The following is a 17,350-nucleotide window of genomic DNA, read 5'->3' as shown; positions in this document are numbered from 1 at the left end:
GTATGTTAAAAATTGGATCATTTTCATTTCAATCACGTTTATTATTAGGTACAGGAAAATTTAGCGATTATGATGTGCAACGACAAGCAATTGAAGTATCAGAAGCAGAAATTTTAACCTTTGCAGTGCGACGCATGGATATCTTTGATGCAAGCCAGCCAAATTTATTAGAGAAAATTGATGTTACAAAATACACGCTTCTGCCTAATACAGCTGGCGCAAAAACAGCAGAAGAGGCAGTCCGAATTGCTAAACTCGCAAAAGCCTCTGGTCTTTGTGATATGGTAAAGGTTGAGGTAATCGGGGACTGGAAAACACTTCTTCCGGATCCAGTTGAGACATTAAAGGCAAGTGAAGAGCTGCTGAAGGAAGGATTCACAGTGCTTCCGTATACATCGGATGATGTGGTGCTAGCTAGAAAACTTCAGGAGCTAGGCGTACATGCGATTATGCCAGGTGCTTCACCGATCGGTTCCGGTCTTGGAATCGTAAATCCGCTTAATTTAAGCTTTATCATTGAACAGGCAACGGTACCTGTCATTGTGGATGCGGGGATTGGCGGACCAGCTGATGCTGCACTGGCAATGGAATTAGGGGCGGACGGTGTATTGTTAAACACTGCAGTTTCCGGTGCTAAGGATCCAGTAAAGATGGCTGAGGCGATGAAGCTTGCTATTGAGGCTGGTCGACTTGGCTACGAAGCAGGTCGCATTGCGCGTAAGCGATATGCAACAGCAAGCAGTCCGATTGAAGGAATGAGCGTTCTTGAATAGTCGGTATTCCCGCCAAATATTGTTTTCGCCAATTGGTGTGCAAGGCCAGGAAAAGTTACAACAGAAGCATGTTTTGATCATCGGTGCGGGCGCGCTAGGCAGCGGAAGCGCTGAAATGCTCACTCGTGCCGGCGTTGGCCGGATTACGATTATAGACCGTGATTATGTCGATTGGAGCAATTTGCAAAGGCAGCAGTTGTACGCTGAACAAGATGTAGAGGAACATCTGCCTAAGGCAATTGCTGCCCAAAAGCGATTACATGCGATCAATAAAGAAATTGAGGTTATTGCTCACATACAAGATGTAACAGCTTTAGAGCTAGAGCAGCTTGTTCATGATGTAGACTTGCTAATTGATGCTACAGATAATTTCGAAACGCGTTTTCTTATCAACGATGTGGCTCAAAAGTATAATATCCCGTGGATATATGGGGCATGTGTCGGCAGCTATGGATTAACGTATACGATACTGCCGGGTGAAACACCTTGCTTGTCTTGTTTACTGGAGTCGATTCCGCTCGGCATAGCTACGTGTGATACGGCAGGTATTATTTCTCCTGCAGTGAGCATGGTTGTTTCGCATCAAGTGACCGAGGCATTAAAGATTCTAACCGATAATAAGGATTCCCTGCAAAAAAGGCTTATATCCTTTGATGTTTGGCAAAATGAATATTCTACGATGAATGTGCAGCCGCTGAAAAAGCCGCGTTGTCCATCCTGTGGAGAAGGAGCGGTTTATCCGTACTTACAGCAGGAAAACCAGACGAAAACAACGGTTTTATGTGGTCGGGACACAGTCCAAATTCGTATGCCGTTTTCTGGAGAAATACGTACAGAGGAGCATGCAAAGCTGCTTGAGAATAAGGTAGAGCAGTTGTTTGTGAATCCGTATTTACTATCGTTCACAGCCGATGATAAACGCCTTGTCCTATTTCGAGATGGGCGTGTACTGGTGCATGGAACGAAGCATGTTGCAGAGGCGAAGTCTTTGTACCACCGCTATTTCGGATAAAGGGGTATAGTGTACTCCATTCATTTCTTCATAATAATTTTTGACCGGTAGAGAAGCCGGTCTTTTTTTATTTTTAAGAATGAAATAATACAATATATTGAGGCGAAAGAGAAAGAAGGAAGGCTATTGTTACACTATAGGAAAGTATAAATTTCAGCTGGAAGTCAATTTGACATAGTCGTAAATTTTAGAAATACAGTATAAGTGCAACTACGTCTCTGGCTTCACCCGGGGGGCAGGGCTTGCTAATCAGCGAGTTTTCTTTACATGAAGACATAGAGAACATAGCAGTGCTGTTAAGTGACGATTGTTGTGCTTATTTTGAGAAATTTCGTACATCCTAAAGGTGATAGAATATGGGAGGGATGTACCAATGACTCAACAACAGTCTAAGAAGGTGCTGCCTGCGCAGCATCAGGACAAACAGCCGGGAGTAGAATCGCTCATGAATCCAAAGCCCGTATTTGAGGATTCTTCGTATAAAGGAAGCGGAAAACTACAAGGGAAAACTGCGATTATTACTGGCGGAGATAGTGGGATTGGAAAAGCAGCGGCCATTGCGTTTGCCAAGGAAGGAGCGCATGTAGCTATCGCTTATTTGGATGAACATGAGGATGCGAACGAAACGAAGCGGCTTGTAGAGCGTCATGGTGTCAAATGTCTGCTCCTTGCTGGAGACCTAGGACAAGAAGAGCATGCCAACTATGTAGTAGAAGAAACTGTCAAGCAGCTTGGCGGTTTACATATCGTAGTAAATAACATCGCACAGCAATATCCGCAGCAGCGTCTGGAAGATATTACAGCAGAGCAGTGGGAGCGGACGTTTCGTATAAATATCTTTTCCTATTTTTATGTGACAAAGGCAGCCCTCTCTCATTTGAAGGAAGGGGATTGTATTATTAATACAGCGTCAGTTGTTGCATATGAGGGGAATGAACAGCTGCTGGATTATGCTGCTACAAAGGGAGCGATTGTAGCGTTTACTCGTTCACTTGCAAAGTCACTTGTAAAAAGAGGTATTCGCGTCAATGGTGTGGCACCTGGTCCGATTTGGACACCGCTTATTCCTTCAACATTTGACAGCCAACAGGTCGCGGAATTCGGCTCCAATGTGCCGATGGGGCGTCCTGGACAACCGTGGGAATTGGCAGCTTCATATGTCTATTTGGCGTCTAATGATTCTACGTATGTTACAGGACAAATGCTCCATGTCAACGGCGGTGCTTCAGTCAACTGATGAACGAGACTGTCCACCTCGTTTCTTATAAACGAAGCATTATCACATAAAGAAACCTCGCCGATTGGCGAAAACAGAGGCGTAGTTGCCCTTACGCCTTGTATCTAAAATTTTCTGACATGCCGAATTAGCTTTCACCTGGAAATATATACCCTATCGAAGTGAAATAAAAGTTTCACTAATACTTTTGACGCTCTTACAAAAGATAAAATGACATTCTATCTTTTGCGGGGGTATCGTATGAAGAGTATTATTAAGGTTTGTTTATTTTGTTTGCTGTTTTCAACTGCTCCATATGCAAAAGCAGCGTCTGAAACAGATCAGCTTATTTTAATTAATCTTGCCGTAAATCAGCTTTCATTTTTCGAAAACGGTCATTATATTCGTACGTTCTCCATTTCAAGCGGAAGGCCGGCAACACCTACTCCGGAGGGTACATTTTGTGTGATTAACAAATATAAAAATAAAAAGTACCATAGAAAAAATATACCAGGAGGAGCGCCGAATAATCCGCTTGGCGCACGTTGGCTAGGGTTAAATAAAGCACAATATGCAATCCATGGAACGAGTAAGGAATGGTCGATTGGCACCTATGAATCAAACGGCTGTATTCGTATGCATAACCGGGATGTACAGTGGTTATATGATCGGGCGCCAGTGCAGACAAAGGTTATCATTGCTAAGTTTTATGAGCCGCCCGAGTACGCAGCGCACCGCTACGGTTATCGGATCACGAGTTGGAATGGTCAGCCTGTACAGGAGGAGCAGGTTGGGAGGCTGTTGATTATTGACAAAACTTCGATGTACTGGAAAGAGCCGCATGGAAAGCTTATACCTGTTCAAGAGGTCTTGCCTAATCAGAAGTTTGCTGTGTTCTCACATAACGGAGAAGGGATGTATGATCTTGGAAACAATTTCTACATTCTTGATCAAATGGGCAAAAGTACACGTTATGAGCAAGTACCTCTCCACATTATTGCTAATCAATATAAACGAAAGCATAATGTGCCGTGAAATTTTTACAACTTCTGAAGGTTTAGAAAAGCGGACAATGCCCGCCTTTTATGGTAGCGTAGGGGTGGGCCGGAGTAAAAGGCGCTTTTTTTCTTTTGCGGAGGGTCAGCCCTACACTGCCATTTTGGACCTTGGGAGCTAGATATCACCCCGAAAAGTTATATTTTCTTATCTTGTAAAAAGAAGCCCTGAGTAAGGGCTTCTTTCTTCTTTTACGTATTTTCTAGTATGCAGATCGAAACGTCTGACAACATGTTTCCTCACTTTGTCCAACGTTGCTTTCCATTGTTTGACCTTCTAATACGGCAGTAAAGTGTCCGTCATCTTGTAAGTTTGTGTACGCTTTTCCATCAGGCTGAACAACAATTGCCTGTGCTTGACAGAAGTTTCCTTGCCCCCAAAATGAGCAGTTTGAAACAGAACATCTGACCTCTGGCATTGAAAAACCCCCCTTCTGTCCTATTTTAGGCACTTTGGGCAGGATTCATGTACGAGAGGCGGTTCCTTATTTTAGATATGCTATTTATTACTTTCAAACCATTTCTTATATTTATCCTCAGACTGTTCACCGACAATACGGCTTACTTCCTTGCCTTCTTTGTAACGCACGATAGTTGGGGTTCCTTCAATGTTAAATGCATCCCAACCATTTTCATCTGTCTGCAAATCCAAAACTTTCATATCCACTCCTAGTTCTTTTGCCAGCGGTACTACGATAGGTGAGACCTTCATACAGTGCGTACAAGATGTTTGATAAAAATAAACAGTTGCCTCATTTTTAGCATCGAGCTGCTTTCCTAGCTCGTCAGAAGAGATTTTATTCGTATAATATGTTTCCTGCTTTTTTTGTTCTTCAGCAGAAAGCTGATTATCGCTAATGCCTTGCGTTGTTTCTGCTCGATTGATGAATGCGATAGCACCAAAAAGAACAATAAGAATTGCTGCAAAGATAAGCATTTTTTTCATAAATTATTTTGCCTCCTTAAAATTACGGATGAGAATAATACTGCAGACAATAATAATTGTAAACGCAGTTAGTGCAAGAAAAGGAATAGTAATAAATCCGAGCCAATTGATGTACTGCCCTGTGCATGGAATTCTTCCGCACGCTGCCCCGCCGCCGGATAAAGCAGGGATTTTTTGCATGGAGTAATGGTATAAAGAGATAGCTGAGCCAATTATAGCCAAAGGAAGGCTGTAACGGGCTATAAGATAGTCTTTGCGGATGACAGCAATCCCAAGCAGCACGACAAATGGATACATAAGGATGCGTTGGTACCAGCAAAGAGTACAAGGCTCATACTTCATAATTTCGGAAAAATACAAACTGCCCAGCATAGCTGTCAATGAGGCAGCCCAAGCTGTGAATAGAGCGTACTCAAGCTTTTTTTCTTTGTTCATTGTTTAATCCCTCTTTCATGTCAATCCAATTTAAATTATAGTATGGTCTCGCCTATATTGTAAAATTATAGCGAATAATAGAAAGGCCGGATTATAAAAAGGTTGGAGCAAAGAGTAAAATATGATAAAATTTACATATTTCTAACAAAATAAAGTAGAATTATGAGGTTTACTGGCAGGAAAGATGTACAAAAGTACCGAATACTGTCTAAGGAAAAATGTTTATTTCAAACATCTAGAAATTTTTATACAGGAGAGGATAAAATGAGCTGGAAGCAAACGTATGAACGCTGGGTAAATGCACCCTTTTTAGATGAGGAGCTACAAGAATTATTGAATGAAATGGAAGGTAATGAAAAAGCGCTTGAGGATTGCTTTTACAAAAATCTAGAGTTCGGCACAGGCGGTATGCGCGGTGAGATTGGTGTCGGTACAAATCGGATGAACGTGTACACAGTTCGTAAAGCATCAGAAGGTTTAGCGCGTTTTATTGAGCTGTACGGAGAAGATGCGAAGAAACGCGGTGTGGCTATTGCATACGATTCTCGTCACAAATCACCTGAATTTGCGATGGAAGCAGCGAAAACACTTGCGACACATGGGATTCAAACATATGTATTTGAAGAGTTAAGACCTACACCTGAGCTGTCATTTGCAGTGCGTGAGCTAAACGCATTTTCAGGGATTGTAGTAACGGCAAGCCATAACCCTCCTGAATATAATGGATATAAGGTATATGGTGAGGATGGTGGACAGCTTCCTCCGAAAGAAGCAGATATGGTAATCGAGAAGGTAAACGAGATTGAAAACGAATTAGAGATTATTGTTGAATCGGAAGAAGCATTAAAAGCAAAAGGTCTAATTCGCATGCTTGGAGCAGAAATGGATGAGAAGTATGTAGAACGCTTGAAAACAATTTCGGTAAATCCGGAGCTTGCAACTGAGATGGGTGAGGAACTAAAAATTGTTTTCACGCCGTTGCATGGAACATCTAATAAGCCGGTTCGCCAAGCTTTACAAGCGCTTGGTTATACAAACGTGACAGTTGTAACGGAACAGGAGCTTCCTGATCCAAACTTCTCAACTGTAAAATCACCGAACCCAGAAGAGCATGAAGCATTTGAACTGGCTATCCGTTATGGTAAGGAAATAGATGCTGACTTGCTTGTGGCAACAGATCCAGATGCTGACCGTTTAGGAATTGCTGTGAAGGATTTAGAAGGTGAGTATACTGTATTAACAGGAAACCAAACAGGAGCGCTTTTCCTTGAGTATTTACTTTCCCAAAAGAAAGAAAAAGGTGTGCTCCCAGCAAATGGTGTTGTACTTAAAACAATCGTTACCTCTGAAATCGGCAGAGCAATTGCAAAAGCATATGGGTTAGACACAATCGATACACTAACGGGCTTTAAGTTTATTGGCGAAAAAATTAAGGAATATGAAACAACAGGTCAATATGTATTCCAATTTGGTTATGAAGAAAGCTATGGCTATTTAATTGGTGATTTTGTACGCGATAAGGATGCTGTACAGGCTTCCATTTTTGGTGTAGAGGTAGCTGCTTATTATAAAAAGCGCGGAATGACATTGTATGAAGGACTGCTTGAGGTTTTCGAGAAATATGGCTTCTATCGGGAAGGTTTGAAATCCTTAACGTTAAAAGGAAAAGACGGAGCAGAGCAGATTGCAGCGCTGCTTACATCATTCCGTAATGATTCGCCAGCTGCTTTTGGCGAGTATGCAGTAGCCGTTTCAGAGGACTACAAAACAAGCATTAGAACAGAGAATGGAAAGACAGAAGATATCTTATTACCAAAGTCAAATGTTTTAAAATATTATCTTGAAGACGGCTCTTGGGTATGCTTGCGTCCATCAGGCACAGAGCCTAAGGTAAAGTTTTACTTTGGTGTAAAAGGTACGAGTCTTGCCGATAGCCAGCAAAAGCTAGAGCAAGTATCTGCTGCTTTTATGGAGAAGGTAAACGACAGCTTGTTAAAGAAAGCATAAACAAAAAAGCAAGGTCATTTGACCTTGCTTTTTTGTTTATTCATTTACCGGCTTTGGATCATGGATAAAAAATTCTTTTAACGCTTCTTTATTTTTTTGAAAGTCCAATTGTAATACTGCGCCTGCATGTTCATAAAACTTATCCTCGTAGCTAGCATCAACAGGAATGCGCATCGTCTTAACATCTTCAACGGGATTGAGAAGCAAGCTTCCGCCAACTGTTAACAGTGTTTGCATATCCATATCTGTGTCTATGTACTTTAGCAGTTCCTGTCCAATGCCTGGAAGCTGGAACATGCCATCAAGCGAGCTTACTTTATTTACAAAAGTATCTTTGAGTGCCTGCAGGACTTCCTGCTGCCGTTTTACACGACCAAAATCACTTTCTGCGTCATGACGAAATCTGGCATATGCGAGTAAGTCTTTTCCGTGAAGGCGTTGCCGTCCAGGCTGCAGCGCAAGTCCCATATCATCGATGATTTGTTGTTTAATGTTCACCTCAATGCCTTCTGGAGCAACGGTGTCTACAATGTGTACGAATCCCTCAAAATCAATTGCGACAAAGTGTTCAACATCAATCCCGAAGTTTTGCTGAATGGTTTTGCGCAGTAACTCAGGGCCGCCAAAATAATATGCCATATTAATTTTATTGGAATTCATACTGTAATTTGGGATAGTCACATAGCTATCGCGCATAATAGAAGCAATTCTTACTTTTTTTGCTTTCGGATCGTACTGGGCAATCATAATAGAATCTGAGCGTGCTTGTTCTTCACCGCGCGAGTCGACTCCTAACACAAGAATATTCAACTGTCCTTGTTCACTTTTCACACCTTGAAATGGATTATTTTGCTGTAGGGGTGTGCGATTAGCGGGAGGATCAGCAGGGGTTTGTATTTTATCCGTCTTACAGCCTGTAAGAGAGAACAATAGACAAAAAACAATGAGAGATAACCGCTTCAAGCCTATCACACCTTTTCATTCATGTTTTGTATGTATAGTATAGACAGGGCTTCCTTATTTATACAAAAAAGGCATCCGCTTTAGAAGCGAATGCCTTCAATGGCAGTATGGACTTTCCATCTCTGTTTTGCTTTTTCTTATATTGTAACAGTTTCTTCATTTGCATGTTCGGAGTATGCTTTTTGGGAAGCATGATCAATATATTGAAACATGAGCTGAAGCTGCTTATCCACTTCTGATAAGTCTCTGGCGTATTTATAGGCGTGAAGAAAATGCTCAATACGTTTAGAAAACACCTCATCCTGTGTTTGAACCATCAAAATGAGCAGCTCATCCCAATTACAACAATATGTGTAATACAATGCTTTGTCATAATCTGTGTACGTATCGTACATGGTATCCCTCCTTGCTGAGGAGTTATAAATAGTGTGTGACAGAAAGCTGATGGTTAAGCCTGAAAGAATTTGTTAAGAAGCGGGCTTTGTCCGTGAAAAGGAGTTATATGGATGATGCACATGATGTATACGCTGCTTATATGGCTTGTGGCATATGTTATCCCATACTTTATTTTCCTTTTACTTAAGTGAAAATAGAGAAATACACATCGGGTATTACAAGTCCTTCATGAAATGCGCTGTTTCCTCATACATTGTGGTAATAGGAAAAAAAAGGGGGAGCTGCAGTGAGAGTAGAGGATCAAAAAGCGTTAGCACATGCGATTGATGAGATCACCGAAATTGCGCAAGGATTTGGATTGGACTTTTATCCAATGCGGTACGAGATTTGTCCGGCTGATATTATTTATACATTCGGGGCATATGGGATGCCGACCCGTTTTTCGCATTGGAGTTTTGGGAAGCAGTTTTTTAAAATGAAGCTGCACTATGACTTAGGTTTAAGCAAAATTTACGAGCTTGTCATTAACTCTGATCCATGTTATGCCTTCTTATTAGAAACAAATTCATTGATTCAAAACAAATTGATTGTGGCTCACGTACTTGCACATTGTGACTTCTTTAAAAATAACGCACGTTTTAGCAATACGAAGCGAGATATGGTCGAAAGTATGGCTGCTACTGCTGAGCGCATTAAAGCATATGAGCATAAATATGGTAAGCAGCAAGTTGAAACCTTCTTGGACGCTGTGCTTGCCATTCAAGAGCATATTGATCCATCTTTAATGCGCCCGAAGCTTGCATGGAACTTAGATGAGGTAGAGGAAGATGGTGAAGGAACGAAGCCGTCTTCTCCTTATGATGATTTATGGGATTTGGAAAATAGAAATCAAAAGAAGGATGTGCCACTCTTTCAAAAGAAAAGGAAATTTCCGCCTCAGCCGGAGAAGGATATTTTGCTATTTATTGAAGAATATAGCCGTGAGCTTGAGGAATGGCAACGTGATATTTTAACGATGATGCGTGAAGAAATGCTTTATTTTTGGCCGCAGCTTGAGACAAAAATCATGAATGAGGGTTGGGCAAGCTACTGGCATCAACGTATTTTACGGGAAATGGATTTGACAAGCGATGAAGCTGTTGAATTTGCAAAGCTGAACGCTGGAGTTGTACAGCCTTCACGTACTAGCATCAATCCATATTATCTGGGTCTCAAAATTTTTGAAGATATTGAGGAGCGCTACAATAATCCAACAGAAAGCATGAAGCGTGATGGTATTTTGCCGGGATCGGGACGCGAGAAGATGTTTGAGGTGCGGGAAATCGAATCCGATATTTCCTTTTTACGAAATTATTTAAACAAGGATCTTGTCATGCGTGAGGATATGTATTTATTCCAAAAGCAAGGAAAAGAATATAAAGTTGTTGATAAAGGATGGGAGCAGGTTCGAGATCAGCTCGTTAGTATGCGCGTTAATGGAGGCTTCCCATATATCACAGTGAATGATGGGGATTATATGAAGAATGGCGAGTTGTACTTAAAGCATTGGTATGAAGGAATTGAACTCGATGTGAAATACTTAGAAAAGGTCGTTCCATATATTCATCAAATTTGGGGACGATCCACACATTTAGAAACAGTGATTGAAAATAAACCAGTGCTGTTTTCATTCGATGGAAAGGTGCTGCATCGAAAGTACTTATGATGAAGGGATTCTTCAAACCTGGGATGTAGTTTGTCATCATTATGGATGAACTGCATAAAATAAAGAGTAAGGAGATTTTCAGCGTACACAAAATTTTTCTGTTGACTGTTTTTCAGAAAAGTCTTAAGATAACTGTATAAGAAATGTATAGTGTATTCCTAAAGGGGAGTAGCTTTTACAGCAAAGTCGTCATTACAGGGGAAGCCCTCGGCTTTGTTGGCAACTATGACGTTGTTAGCAAGACCTTTACCAAGAGCGGTAAAGGTCTTTTATGTGCACAAATGACCTGTCCGTTCTTGGACAGGTCATTTTTTATGTGGAAATTTAAGCAGGTTTCACGATTGGGAGGAGGTATTGGCCGTTTTAATCTTATCTAAGGGGGGAGATAGATGTGAAAAAACTTTGGGGCCGAATGCGTTTGCTGCTGCGTGTACGACGCTTTGTTCCATTTTTGAAGGAGTTCTTTTTATCCAGTGAAGTATCTGTTAGGAAGAAGGTATTATCTGTTGTGATTATAGTGGGGTATTGGCTGCTTCCATTTGATATAGTGCCTGATTTTCTCTCCTTCTTTGGTTTGATTGACGATGTTGCTATTTTTATGCTGGTACTTCGGCAAATTGTTAAAATGGCACCAGCTTCCATGAGGGAGCGTTACGAAATTTCAGCGTAGCAGTAAGATTTGAGAATGTGCTTCTATGTTGATACTTAACCGATGGTCTTTACTTTTCCAGGTTGGAAATACAAATTACAAATAAGTTTAGAAATGGAGCTTATCATAATGAGTGGGGGGATTTTAAAATGGATCTATTTTCGTCAGAGTTTTTCTCAGCGCTGTTGGCTATCATTGTAATTGATTTAGTTTTGGCCGGAGATAACGCGATTGTAATTGGTCTTGCAGCAAGAAGGCTGCCAAAGGATCAACAAAAAAAGGTTATTATTTGGGGGACAGTCGGTGCGATAGCTATCCGCGCCTTAGCAACATTAGTTGTGGTATGGTTATTAAAAATTCCGGGTTTGCTGCTTATCGGGGGTCTTTTGCTTCTTTGGATCGCATATAAGCTGCTTACAGATGAAAAAGGGCACGATGTAAAAGAAGGAAACAACTTTTGGGAAGCAATTCGTACAATTATTATAGCCGATGCATTAATGGGCTTAGATAATGTGCTTGCAGTTGCAGGAGCTGCACACGGAAGCTTCATGCTCGTCATTCTCGGACTGATTATTTCCGTTCCGATTGTTGTATGGGGAAGCACGCTTATCCTAAAGTTTGTCGAGCGTTTTCCGATTATTATTACACTCGGTGCTGCCGTCCTTGCTTGGACAGCGTCCAAAATGATTGTAGAAGAACCTTTCTTGAAACCATATTTTGCTAATCCTATTATCAAGTATGGTTTTGAACTTCTCGTCGTTGCTGCTATTGTATTGGCAGGAACACTTAAAAAAAAGAGTAGTCACAAAAATGAACAGACAGCAGAGAGAGCATCAATATAAATCAACGCAAAAAGCCTTGCTTATCGCAAGGCTTTTTGCGTTGATTTATCAGAGTGTTGAACGTCATCTTTTTGCTTATATTGGTTTATTTAACAAATTATCTTGCTTTATATGCATACAAAAACCCCTAATATTTTCAAAAAAATGAAAAGGCTAAGATTGGGGAAAGAGAAGGAGAAGCATAGAGTTTGAAATACCAAAAATTATACTATGAGAAAGCATTGACTTTCTTTTTTAATACGTTATAATTTGTATCAGTTGATGTTAGGAAATCTAACAGCTAAGGGGTTGATCGTGATGAAGAAAATAGAAGCTATTATTAGACCTCAGCGTTTAACGGAAACAATTAGTGCTTTAAAAGCAATTGGTATAACTGGTTTTACGGTTTCACAAGTAGTTGGCAGAGGAAAGCAAAAGGATGCAAAGGGTGTGTATCGCGGTAAAAATTATACGGTAACATTGCATCCAAAAGTGAAGCTGGAAATTGTGTTGTCAGATTACATGGTAGATCGCACAATTCAAGCAGTAATTGAAGCAGCTCAAACAGGAACAGATGGAGACGGCAAAATTTATGTGTATCCTATTTTTGAAGCTTACAACATTCGAACGGGTTTAGTGGATGATGATATTGATGATTTAGCAAAGCAAGAGGGGTGATAAAAAGGTGGAACTTATGTACTTAAATACGGTATGGATTGTAATTGCGGCGGCAATGGTTTTCTTTATGGAGGGCGGCTTTAGCTTGCTGGAGGCAGGTTTAGTGCGGACAAAAAATGCAGTTAACGTAACGATGAAAATTTTTGTTGATTTAACGATTGGTGTTCTTGGTTTTTGGTTGATCGGTTTCGGCATTATGTTTGGTAAAGATGCATTTGGTTTCATTGGCACAAGTTTGTTCGGACATCCGGAAAGTATTGATCTTGGCGGTATTCCATTACCAAGCACAGCGTATGTTTTATTTCAGATTGGGTTTGCCATTGCATGTATCTCCATTATTTCTGGAGCAGTAGCGGAACGTATGAATTTTAAAGCTTATATTTTGACAGCAGCACTTATGACTCTTATTATTTATCCGCTATCTGGTCACTGGATTTGGAGCAGTGATGGATGGCTTGCAAAGCTTGGTATGAAGGATTTTTCCGGCTCTGCTGCTATTCATGCGCTGGGGGGGTTTGCGGCTTTAGCGATGGCAAAGCTGCTCGGAGCAAGAAAGGGACGATTTAATTCTGACGGAAGTGCAAATGTATTTGCGCCGAGCAATATTCCTTTAGCGTCCGCTGGTGCATTTGTTTTATGCTTTGGCTGGTTTGCATTTAATGCAGGAAGCACACTTGATGCGTCTAATGCTGCTCTTGCGCCTGTTGCATTAAATACAATGCTTGCAGGAGCAAGTGGCGGTACAGTCGCATTGCTGCTTACGATGCAGAAATACGGCAAGGCAGATCCGAGTATGACGATAAATGGTATTTTATCTGGACTTGTGGCAATAACAGCTGGCTGTGCATTCGTATCACAATGGAGTGCGATTATCATTGGTGCAATCAGCGGTGTAATCGTGATCTACGCAACGCTATTTGTTGATAATATGAAAATTGATGATCCTGTTGGCGCAGTTGCAGTGCATGGTGCAAATGGTCTATTTGGAACGATTGCTGTTGGTTTGTTTGATATGAAGGAAGGCTTACTTACAACGGGTCATACATCATTGATTCTTGTACAATTACTTGGGGCTGTTGTTGTTGCGGTTTGGGGATTGGCAGGTGGTACTTTCATTGCGAAGCTGGCGGAAAAAACAGTTGGTCTTCGTGTGAGCGAAGAAGAGGAAGAAGAAGGCCTCGATATGTCTCACCATGGTATCCCAGCTTACAACGATTTGGAACGTTTCACAGATATTCCTGTTAACCTGTACGATTTTCAAGAAACAACAGGTATTGTAGTGGCACAGCCAAAAAGCACTGTAAGTAGCAATTAAAACAGAATAGAGATATACAAGAAAACGCAACAGAATCGATTCCTTCTGTTGCGTTTTTTAGTTCATACTTTAAGAAAGTATAAATTTCTAGCAGGAAAGACAGTTTGATTTGGTTGGGAATTTTAGGAATAAAGTGTAAGTGCAACTACGCCTCTATCTTCGCCCAAGGGCATGGTTCGCCAATCGGTGAGTTTTCTTTACTGTAAGAATATAAATTTACAGCTAGAAGCAAGTTCGTGGTAGCAGGAAATCTTAGAAGCAAAGTGTAAGTGTAACTATGTCTCTGTTTTTGCCAATTGGCGAGTTTTCCTTATTCATTCCTTTCAATCTTTCTGTACAAAATATGATTGCCCTTATGATAGCATTAGAACTTGTTCTTTGCATCATGCTGAAACAAGCATCCGTACTTTGAAAAACAAAGCAACCTGCAATAAAAAGGTAGTAGCAGCTTAATTTGCTGTATAGTATGATAGTAGCCATTATGATGAGGTTTTACAATAAAGGAGGGGCAAGTGTGAAGAAGAAAATCGCTTGGATTACGGATAGTACAGCATACTTATCAGAAGAACTGCGACAGCATCCAGATGTGTATGTTGTTCCATTGGTCATTATGTTTGGAAACGAAACATATGAGGACGGTGTAACAATTGATGAGCAGCAAATTTACGAAAAGATGAAGCAGTATAACGCTGTTCCGACAACCTCACAGCCAGCAGTCGGTAAATTTGCGCAGTTGTACGAACAGCTGAAGGACACATATGAGCATTTTATCATACTCCATATATCCCAGAAGCTAAGTGGTACTTATTCAGCAAGTAAGCAGGGAGCCGACATCGCAGGCATTTCCTATAATCTCATTGATACAAGAGTGACAACAGCAGGGATGACGTATTTACTTGCAGAAGGCCTACATATGGAGAAGCAAGGAAAAACAATTGCTGAGATAGCCAGCCATCTAGAGGAGCTTGTTCCTGCATTAGAAAACTATATTTTAATCGGGAATTTATCGCAGCTTCATAAGGGTGGTCGCTTAAGCAACGCACAGTTTGTTCTTGGTACCTTATTAAATATTAAACCGATTTTACAAATTCACGATGGCATTGTTGATGTATTTGAGAAAGTTCGTTCAGAGAAAAAAGCGACAAAGCTGATTATGGAGAAATGCCGTGAAGCTTTTGCAAAGCATGATATAACAAGACTTGCAGTAATTCACGGCAATCGTGAGGAGGATGCACTTCGGTGGAAGGAGATGCTTCTAGAGATGCATCCGCACCTGCGTGTGGATATTGTCCCTATTACTTCTACGTTAAGCGTTCATGCGGGCGAAGGGACACTTGCGGTTATGTGGTACAATGCACATTTACATGGTTAGATCTATGTGTATTGGAGCTTCTTGACACGACGATATAAAAGCAAAGGGGTCAACAAAATTCCGCTGCAAAAGGATAAAAGAATATAGGAAGGCTTTGGAATAGTTGCTGCGATTACGCTAGAGAAAATCGTATTACTAAATAGTGTGAGTACAAGCAGAAAGCTGAAAAATGATTGCCTTCTACTATCGCGCGTAAGCGGATATAGCTCTAGTATGGCATGCGTGTAGAAATGTTTCCAAAGGGCTAACATTTGCAGGCTGGAGAAATATAGAAATACGAGCGCAGCTGCATATTTTCCTGGAAAGCCTTGTATGTAAGTTAATAAAATAGATGTAATAAGTAAAAAGCGTACGTACAATCCTAGGTAGTCATTCCCTCTTATAAAGGCAAGCGTATACACAAACAAAAACGGCATTTTTGTTTGTTCGATCGGTTTTTTGATGAGAGCTGCCAAAAGCATACGAGGCTTTACTTTCCGGATAACTTGGGGAATATCTGTAAAAATGTTAAGGAAGCGGTAAAACATGAAATCTTGTTCATGTTCTTGTTGAATAAGGCGCTCCCAATAAATCAATGACTGTTTTGTTTGTCTGGAATATATCCAAATAAGCAGCATAACCAGCAGGGGAACAATGAGCAAATAAAAGGATGCTCGCAGCAAGAGAAAATAAGAAAAAGCCATGTTTAGCACGAAGCGTATCATGTACCGTATGCTGCCTTTTTCTGTGTGATGATACCAAAGCCAGTGTATAAATACATTCCATCCTTTTACAACGGAAAGCAAAAATAAAGCATTCCAGAAAAAGAACAGATCTGTTGTACCGATCTTCTTATAGAGAGGAACGGCTAGTAGTACTGCAATACAGAGAGATAGCCATTGTATTAAAAAGCTGTAAAGGAGACTATTTCTAAAATAGGGGGCCAGCCGATGTTCTGCCGCCAATAGGAATACAAGATCCGCATCCTTTACAAATGTACGAAGGCGAACACGTGTTAATATAAATGAGAGCAGCAGGCTAAGACAGAGGATAGAGTTCTCTTTAGACGGAGGTGCCTGAAGCAGTTTTGCATAATAGTAGCCGCCCATACCAAATACGCAAAGAAATGCATAAAACAAACTCCCTCCGATGAGTGAGAGGTATTTTGCGTTCCTTTGTATATGGCGGTGAAACCGTTCCAACCAAAGCTGATGTCCATCCATTGAAATCTCTCCTTGTATTCTAATTATTTTAGTTATTAGTTCTTTGTACTGTATTCATCTCCTGCTTTGGAAGTAGGATTTTCTAACAGTAAAAAGGAATGAAAATCAGAAGGGTCTCGGCTTTTGCTGGGATCTTTTTCAGTTTGTTGAGAAACCCTTTGAAATGTAGTTTATCCTTTAGAAGAAATGTAGAGGCAATAAGCTGAAACAGCTGAAGAATTGCCCTTAATCTTCTTTAGTTTTGATACGTTGTCGTAAGGAATTTCTGTACTTGGAAATACTTCCGCCTCGAAACGGACTTTTATTTCGCTTTAAGAAAGGATAAATTTCTAGCCGGGAGACCATTCGACGAGTTTTCTTTATCATTTTCCGACAGAAGACCTCCACTTCAAGCACGTGATGAGCGTAGCCCAGTGGTAAGTGGAGGATGAATGTCGGCTAGGCAATCGCCTAGCCTGTTTGGTAAATAGGGAAATGCAACTAGACAAACGTATGTTCTTTTGATAATATATAATTACCAAAAAGAACCAAAAGGGAGTAGAAAGGAATGAAGAAGTGCTATTTTTCCAATCGAATCTATAAATACAAGGTCTCCCACGATTTGAATCAGGAACTCTCTCATTCTCTCCGTCTCTATAATAGAGCCATGCGCACGGCTTATACTTGGCAGACAAAACATCTATGCACGGGGAACAAGCCGTATGAAGGCACTCTTCACCTTGCGATTAAGAAACGATTTCAACTGGATGACAATCTCTGGACGGAAGGATGCGAAGTATGGGAACTTTGTGTTCCAATATGATGC

Annotated in this window: 17 protein-coding genes; 11 read left to right on the top strand and 6 right to left on the bottom strand. The window is 40.8% G+C overall.

The features are described 5' to 3' along the window. Positions 1-2 precede the first annotated feature (2 nt). The 4 genes from EP737_RS23560 to EP737_RS23545 all read left to right on the top strand — a co-directional run bounded on the left by EP737_RS23560 (position 3) and on the right by EP737_RS23545 (position 4,036). Positions 3-773 carry a thiazole synthase gene (locus EP737_RS23560; protein WP_129731612.1) on the top strand — a complete coding sequence of 257 codons (771 nt, stop codon included), beginning with the start codon at positions 3-5 and terminating at the stop codon, positions 771-773. After that, on the top strand, positions 766-1,785 hold the full coding sequence (locus EP737_RS23555; protein WP_129731610.1) for a thiazole biosynthesis adenylyltransferase ThiF: 1,020 nt from the start codon (positions 766-768) through the stop codon (positions 1,783-1,785). Before EP737_RS23560 ends, EP737_RS23555 begins: the two co-directional genes overlap by 8 nt. Before the next feature lie 373 nt (positions 1,786-2,158). Next, complete coding sequence (locus EP737_RS23550; RefSeq protein ID WP_129731608.1) at positions 2,159-3,022, top strand: SDR family oxidoreductase; 864 nt, start codon at positions 2,159-2,161, stop codon at positions 3,020-3,022. Positions 3,023-3,271: 249 nt separating this feature from the next. After that, positions 3,272-4,036 (top strand): L,D-transpeptidase, encoded by a 765-nt coding sequence (locus EP737_RS23545; protein ID WP_425455954.1) that lies wholly within the window; start codon positions 3,272-3,274, stop codon positions 4,034-4,036. Positions 4,037-4,259: 223 nt separating this feature from the next. On the opposite strand, the gene EP737_RS23540 is transcribed toward EP737_RS23545, so the two are convergent. The 3 genes from EP737_RS23540 to EP737_RS23530 all read right to left on the bottom strand — a co-directional run bounded on the left by EP737_RS23540 (position 4,260) and on the right by EP737_RS23530 (position 5,437). Next, positions 4,260-4,475 carry a DUF1540 domain-containing protein gene (locus tag EP737_RS23540; protein WP_129731604.1) on the bottom strand — a complete coding sequence of 72 codons (216 nt, stop codon included), beginning with the start codon at positions 4,473-4,475 and terminating at the stop codon, positions 4,260-4,262. Between the two features lie 80 nt (positions 4,476-4,555). Further along, positions 4,556-5,002, bottom strand: coding sequence for a thioredoxin family protein (locus tag EP737_RS23535; RefSeq protein ID WP_129731602.1), 447 nt, complete (start codon positions 5,000-5,002; stop codon positions 4,556-4,558). A gap of 3 nt (positions 5,003-5,005) precedes the next feature. After that, positions 5,006-5,437 (bottom strand): disulfide formation protein C, encoded by a 432-nt coding sequence (locus EP737_RS23530; protein ID WP_129731600.1) that lies wholly within the window; start codon positions 5,435-5,437, stop codon positions 5,006-5,008. A gap of 264 nt (positions 5,438-5,701) precedes the next feature. Here EP737_RS23530 and EP737_RS23525 point away from each other — a divergent pair, with 264 nt between their 5' ends. Further along, positions 5,702-7,444, top strand: coding sequence for a phospho-sugar mutase (locus EP737_RS23525; RefSeq protein WP_129731598.1), 1,743 nt, complete (start codon positions 5,702-5,704; stop codon positions 7,442-7,444). Between the two features lie 36 nt (positions 7,445-7,480). Here the strand turns inward: EP737_RS23525 and EP737_RS23520 are convergent, their stop codons facing one another. Next, positions 7,481-8,416 carry an LCP family protein gene (locus EP737_RS23520; RefSeq protein WP_129731596.1) on the bottom strand — a complete coding sequence of 312 codons (936 nt, stop codon included), beginning with the start codon at positions 8,414-8,416 and terminating at the stop codon, positions 7,481-7,483. A gap of 128 nt (positions 8,417-8,544) precedes the next feature. Next, the gene (locus tag EP737_RS23515) at positions 8,545-8,802 is read right to left on the bottom strand and encodes a YhdB family protein (protein WP_129731595.1); all 258 of its coding nucleotides are present in this window, start codon (positions 8,800-8,802) and stop codon (positions 8,545-8,547) included. A 287-nt stretch (positions 8,803-9,089) separates the two neighbouring features. Between EP737_RS23515 and EP737_RS23510 the strand changes: the two genes are divergently transcribed. From EP737_RS23510 to EP737_RS23480, 6 genes are all read left to right on the top strand, one after another. Next, entirely contained in the window at positions 9,090-10,508 is a 1,419-nt protein-coding gene (locus EP737_RS23510; protein ID WP_129731593.1) for a SpoVR family protein, read from the top strand. Between the two features lie 391 nt (positions 10,509-10,899). After that, positions 10,900-11,178, top strand: coding sequence for a YkvA family protein (locus EP737_RS23500; RefSeq protein ID WP_129731589.1), 279 nt, complete (start codon positions 10,900-10,902; stop codon positions 11,176-11,178). Between the two features lie 128 nt (positions 11,179-11,306). Beyond that, positions 11,307-11,999 (top strand): TerC family protein, encoded by a 693-nt coding sequence (locus EP737_RS23495; RefSeq protein ID WP_129731587.1) that lies wholly within the window; start codon positions 11,307-11,309, stop codon positions 11,997-11,999. Positions 12,000-12,296: 297 nt separating this feature from the next. Continuing rightward, complete coding sequence (locus tag EP737_RS23490; RefSeq protein ID WP_129731585.1) at positions 12,297-12,656, top strand: P-II family nitrogen regulator; 360 nt, start codon at positions 12,297-12,299, stop codon at positions 12,654-12,656. A gap of 7 nt (positions 12,657-12,663) precedes the next feature. Next, positions 12,664-13,971 (top strand): ammonium transporter, encoded by a 1,308-nt coding sequence (locus tag EP737_RS23485; RefSeq protein WP_205651008.1) that lies wholly within the window; start codon positions 12,664-12,666, stop codon positions 13,969-13,971. 514 nt (positions 13,972-14,485) lie between these two features. Beyond that, positions 14,486-15,343 (top strand): DegV family protein, encoded by an 858-nt coding sequence (locus EP737_RS23480; protein ID WP_165350898.1) that lies wholly within the window; start codon positions 14,486-14,488, stop codon positions 15,341-15,343. A 2-nt stretch (positions 15,344-15,345) separates the two neighbouring features. Here EP737_RS23480 and EP737_RS23475 read toward each other — a convergent pair whose 3' ends face one another. Beyond that, positions 15,346-16,545: an ABC transporter permease gene (locus EP737_RS23475; RefSeq protein ID WP_129731581.1), complete on the bottom strand. Its 1,200-nt coding sequence runs from the start codon at positions 16,543-16,545 to the stop codon at positions 15,346-15,348. Positions 16,546-17,350 lie beyond the last annotated feature (805 nt).

Source organism: Ectobacillus funiculus, from assembly GCF_004138295.1.
GTDB classification, from domain to species: domain Bacteria; phylum Bacillota; class Bacilli; order Bacillales; family Bacillaceae_G; genus Ectobacillus; species Ectobacillus funiculus.
The sequence above is the reverse complement of the archived record's forward strand: the minus strand, read 5'-3'. Positions and strand labels throughout refer to the sequence as shown.

Bases quoted from the DNA above. Each gene is read 5' to 3' on its own strand.
- EP737_RS23530 (WP_129731600.1), bottom strand. From the start codon at position 5,437: ATGAACAAAGAAAAAAAGCTTGAGTACGCTCTATTCACAGCTTGGGCT.
- EP737_RS23475 (WP_129731581.1), bottom strand. From the start codon at position 16,545: ATGGATGGACATCAGCTTTGGTTGGAACGGTTTCACCGCCATATACAA.
- EP737_RS23515 (WP_129731595.1), bottom strand. From the start codon at position 8,802: ATGTACGATACGTACACAGATTATGACAAAGCATTGTATTACACATAT.
- EP737_RS23495 (WP_129731587.1), top strand. From the start codon at position 11,307: ATGGATCTATTTTCGTCAGAGTTTTTCTCAGCGCTGTTGGCTATCATT.
- EP737_RS23535 (WP_129731602.1), bottom strand. From the start codon at position 5,002: ATGAAAAAAATGCTTATCTTTGCAGCAATTCTTATTGTTCTTTTTGGT.
- EP737_RS23525 (WP_129731598.1), top strand. From the start codon at position 5,702: ATGAGCTGGAAGCAAACGTATGAACGCTGGGTAAATGCACCCTTTTTA.
- EP737_RS23560 (WP_129731612.1), top strand. From the start codon at position 3: ATGTTAAAAATTGGATCATTTTCATTTCAATCACGTTTATTATTAGGT.
- EP737_RS23540 (WP_129731604.1), bottom strand. From the start codon at position 4,475: ATGCCAGAGGTCAGATGTTCTGTTTCAAACTGCTCATTTTGGGGGCAA.
- EP737_RS23550 (WP_129731608.1), top strand. From the start codon at position 2,159: ATGACTCAACAACAGTCTAAGAAGGTGCTGCCTGCGCAGCATCAGGAC.
- EP737_RS23490 (WP_129731585.1), top strand. From the start codon at position 12,297: ATGAAGAAAATAGAAGCTATTATTAGACCTCAGCGTTTAACGGAAACA.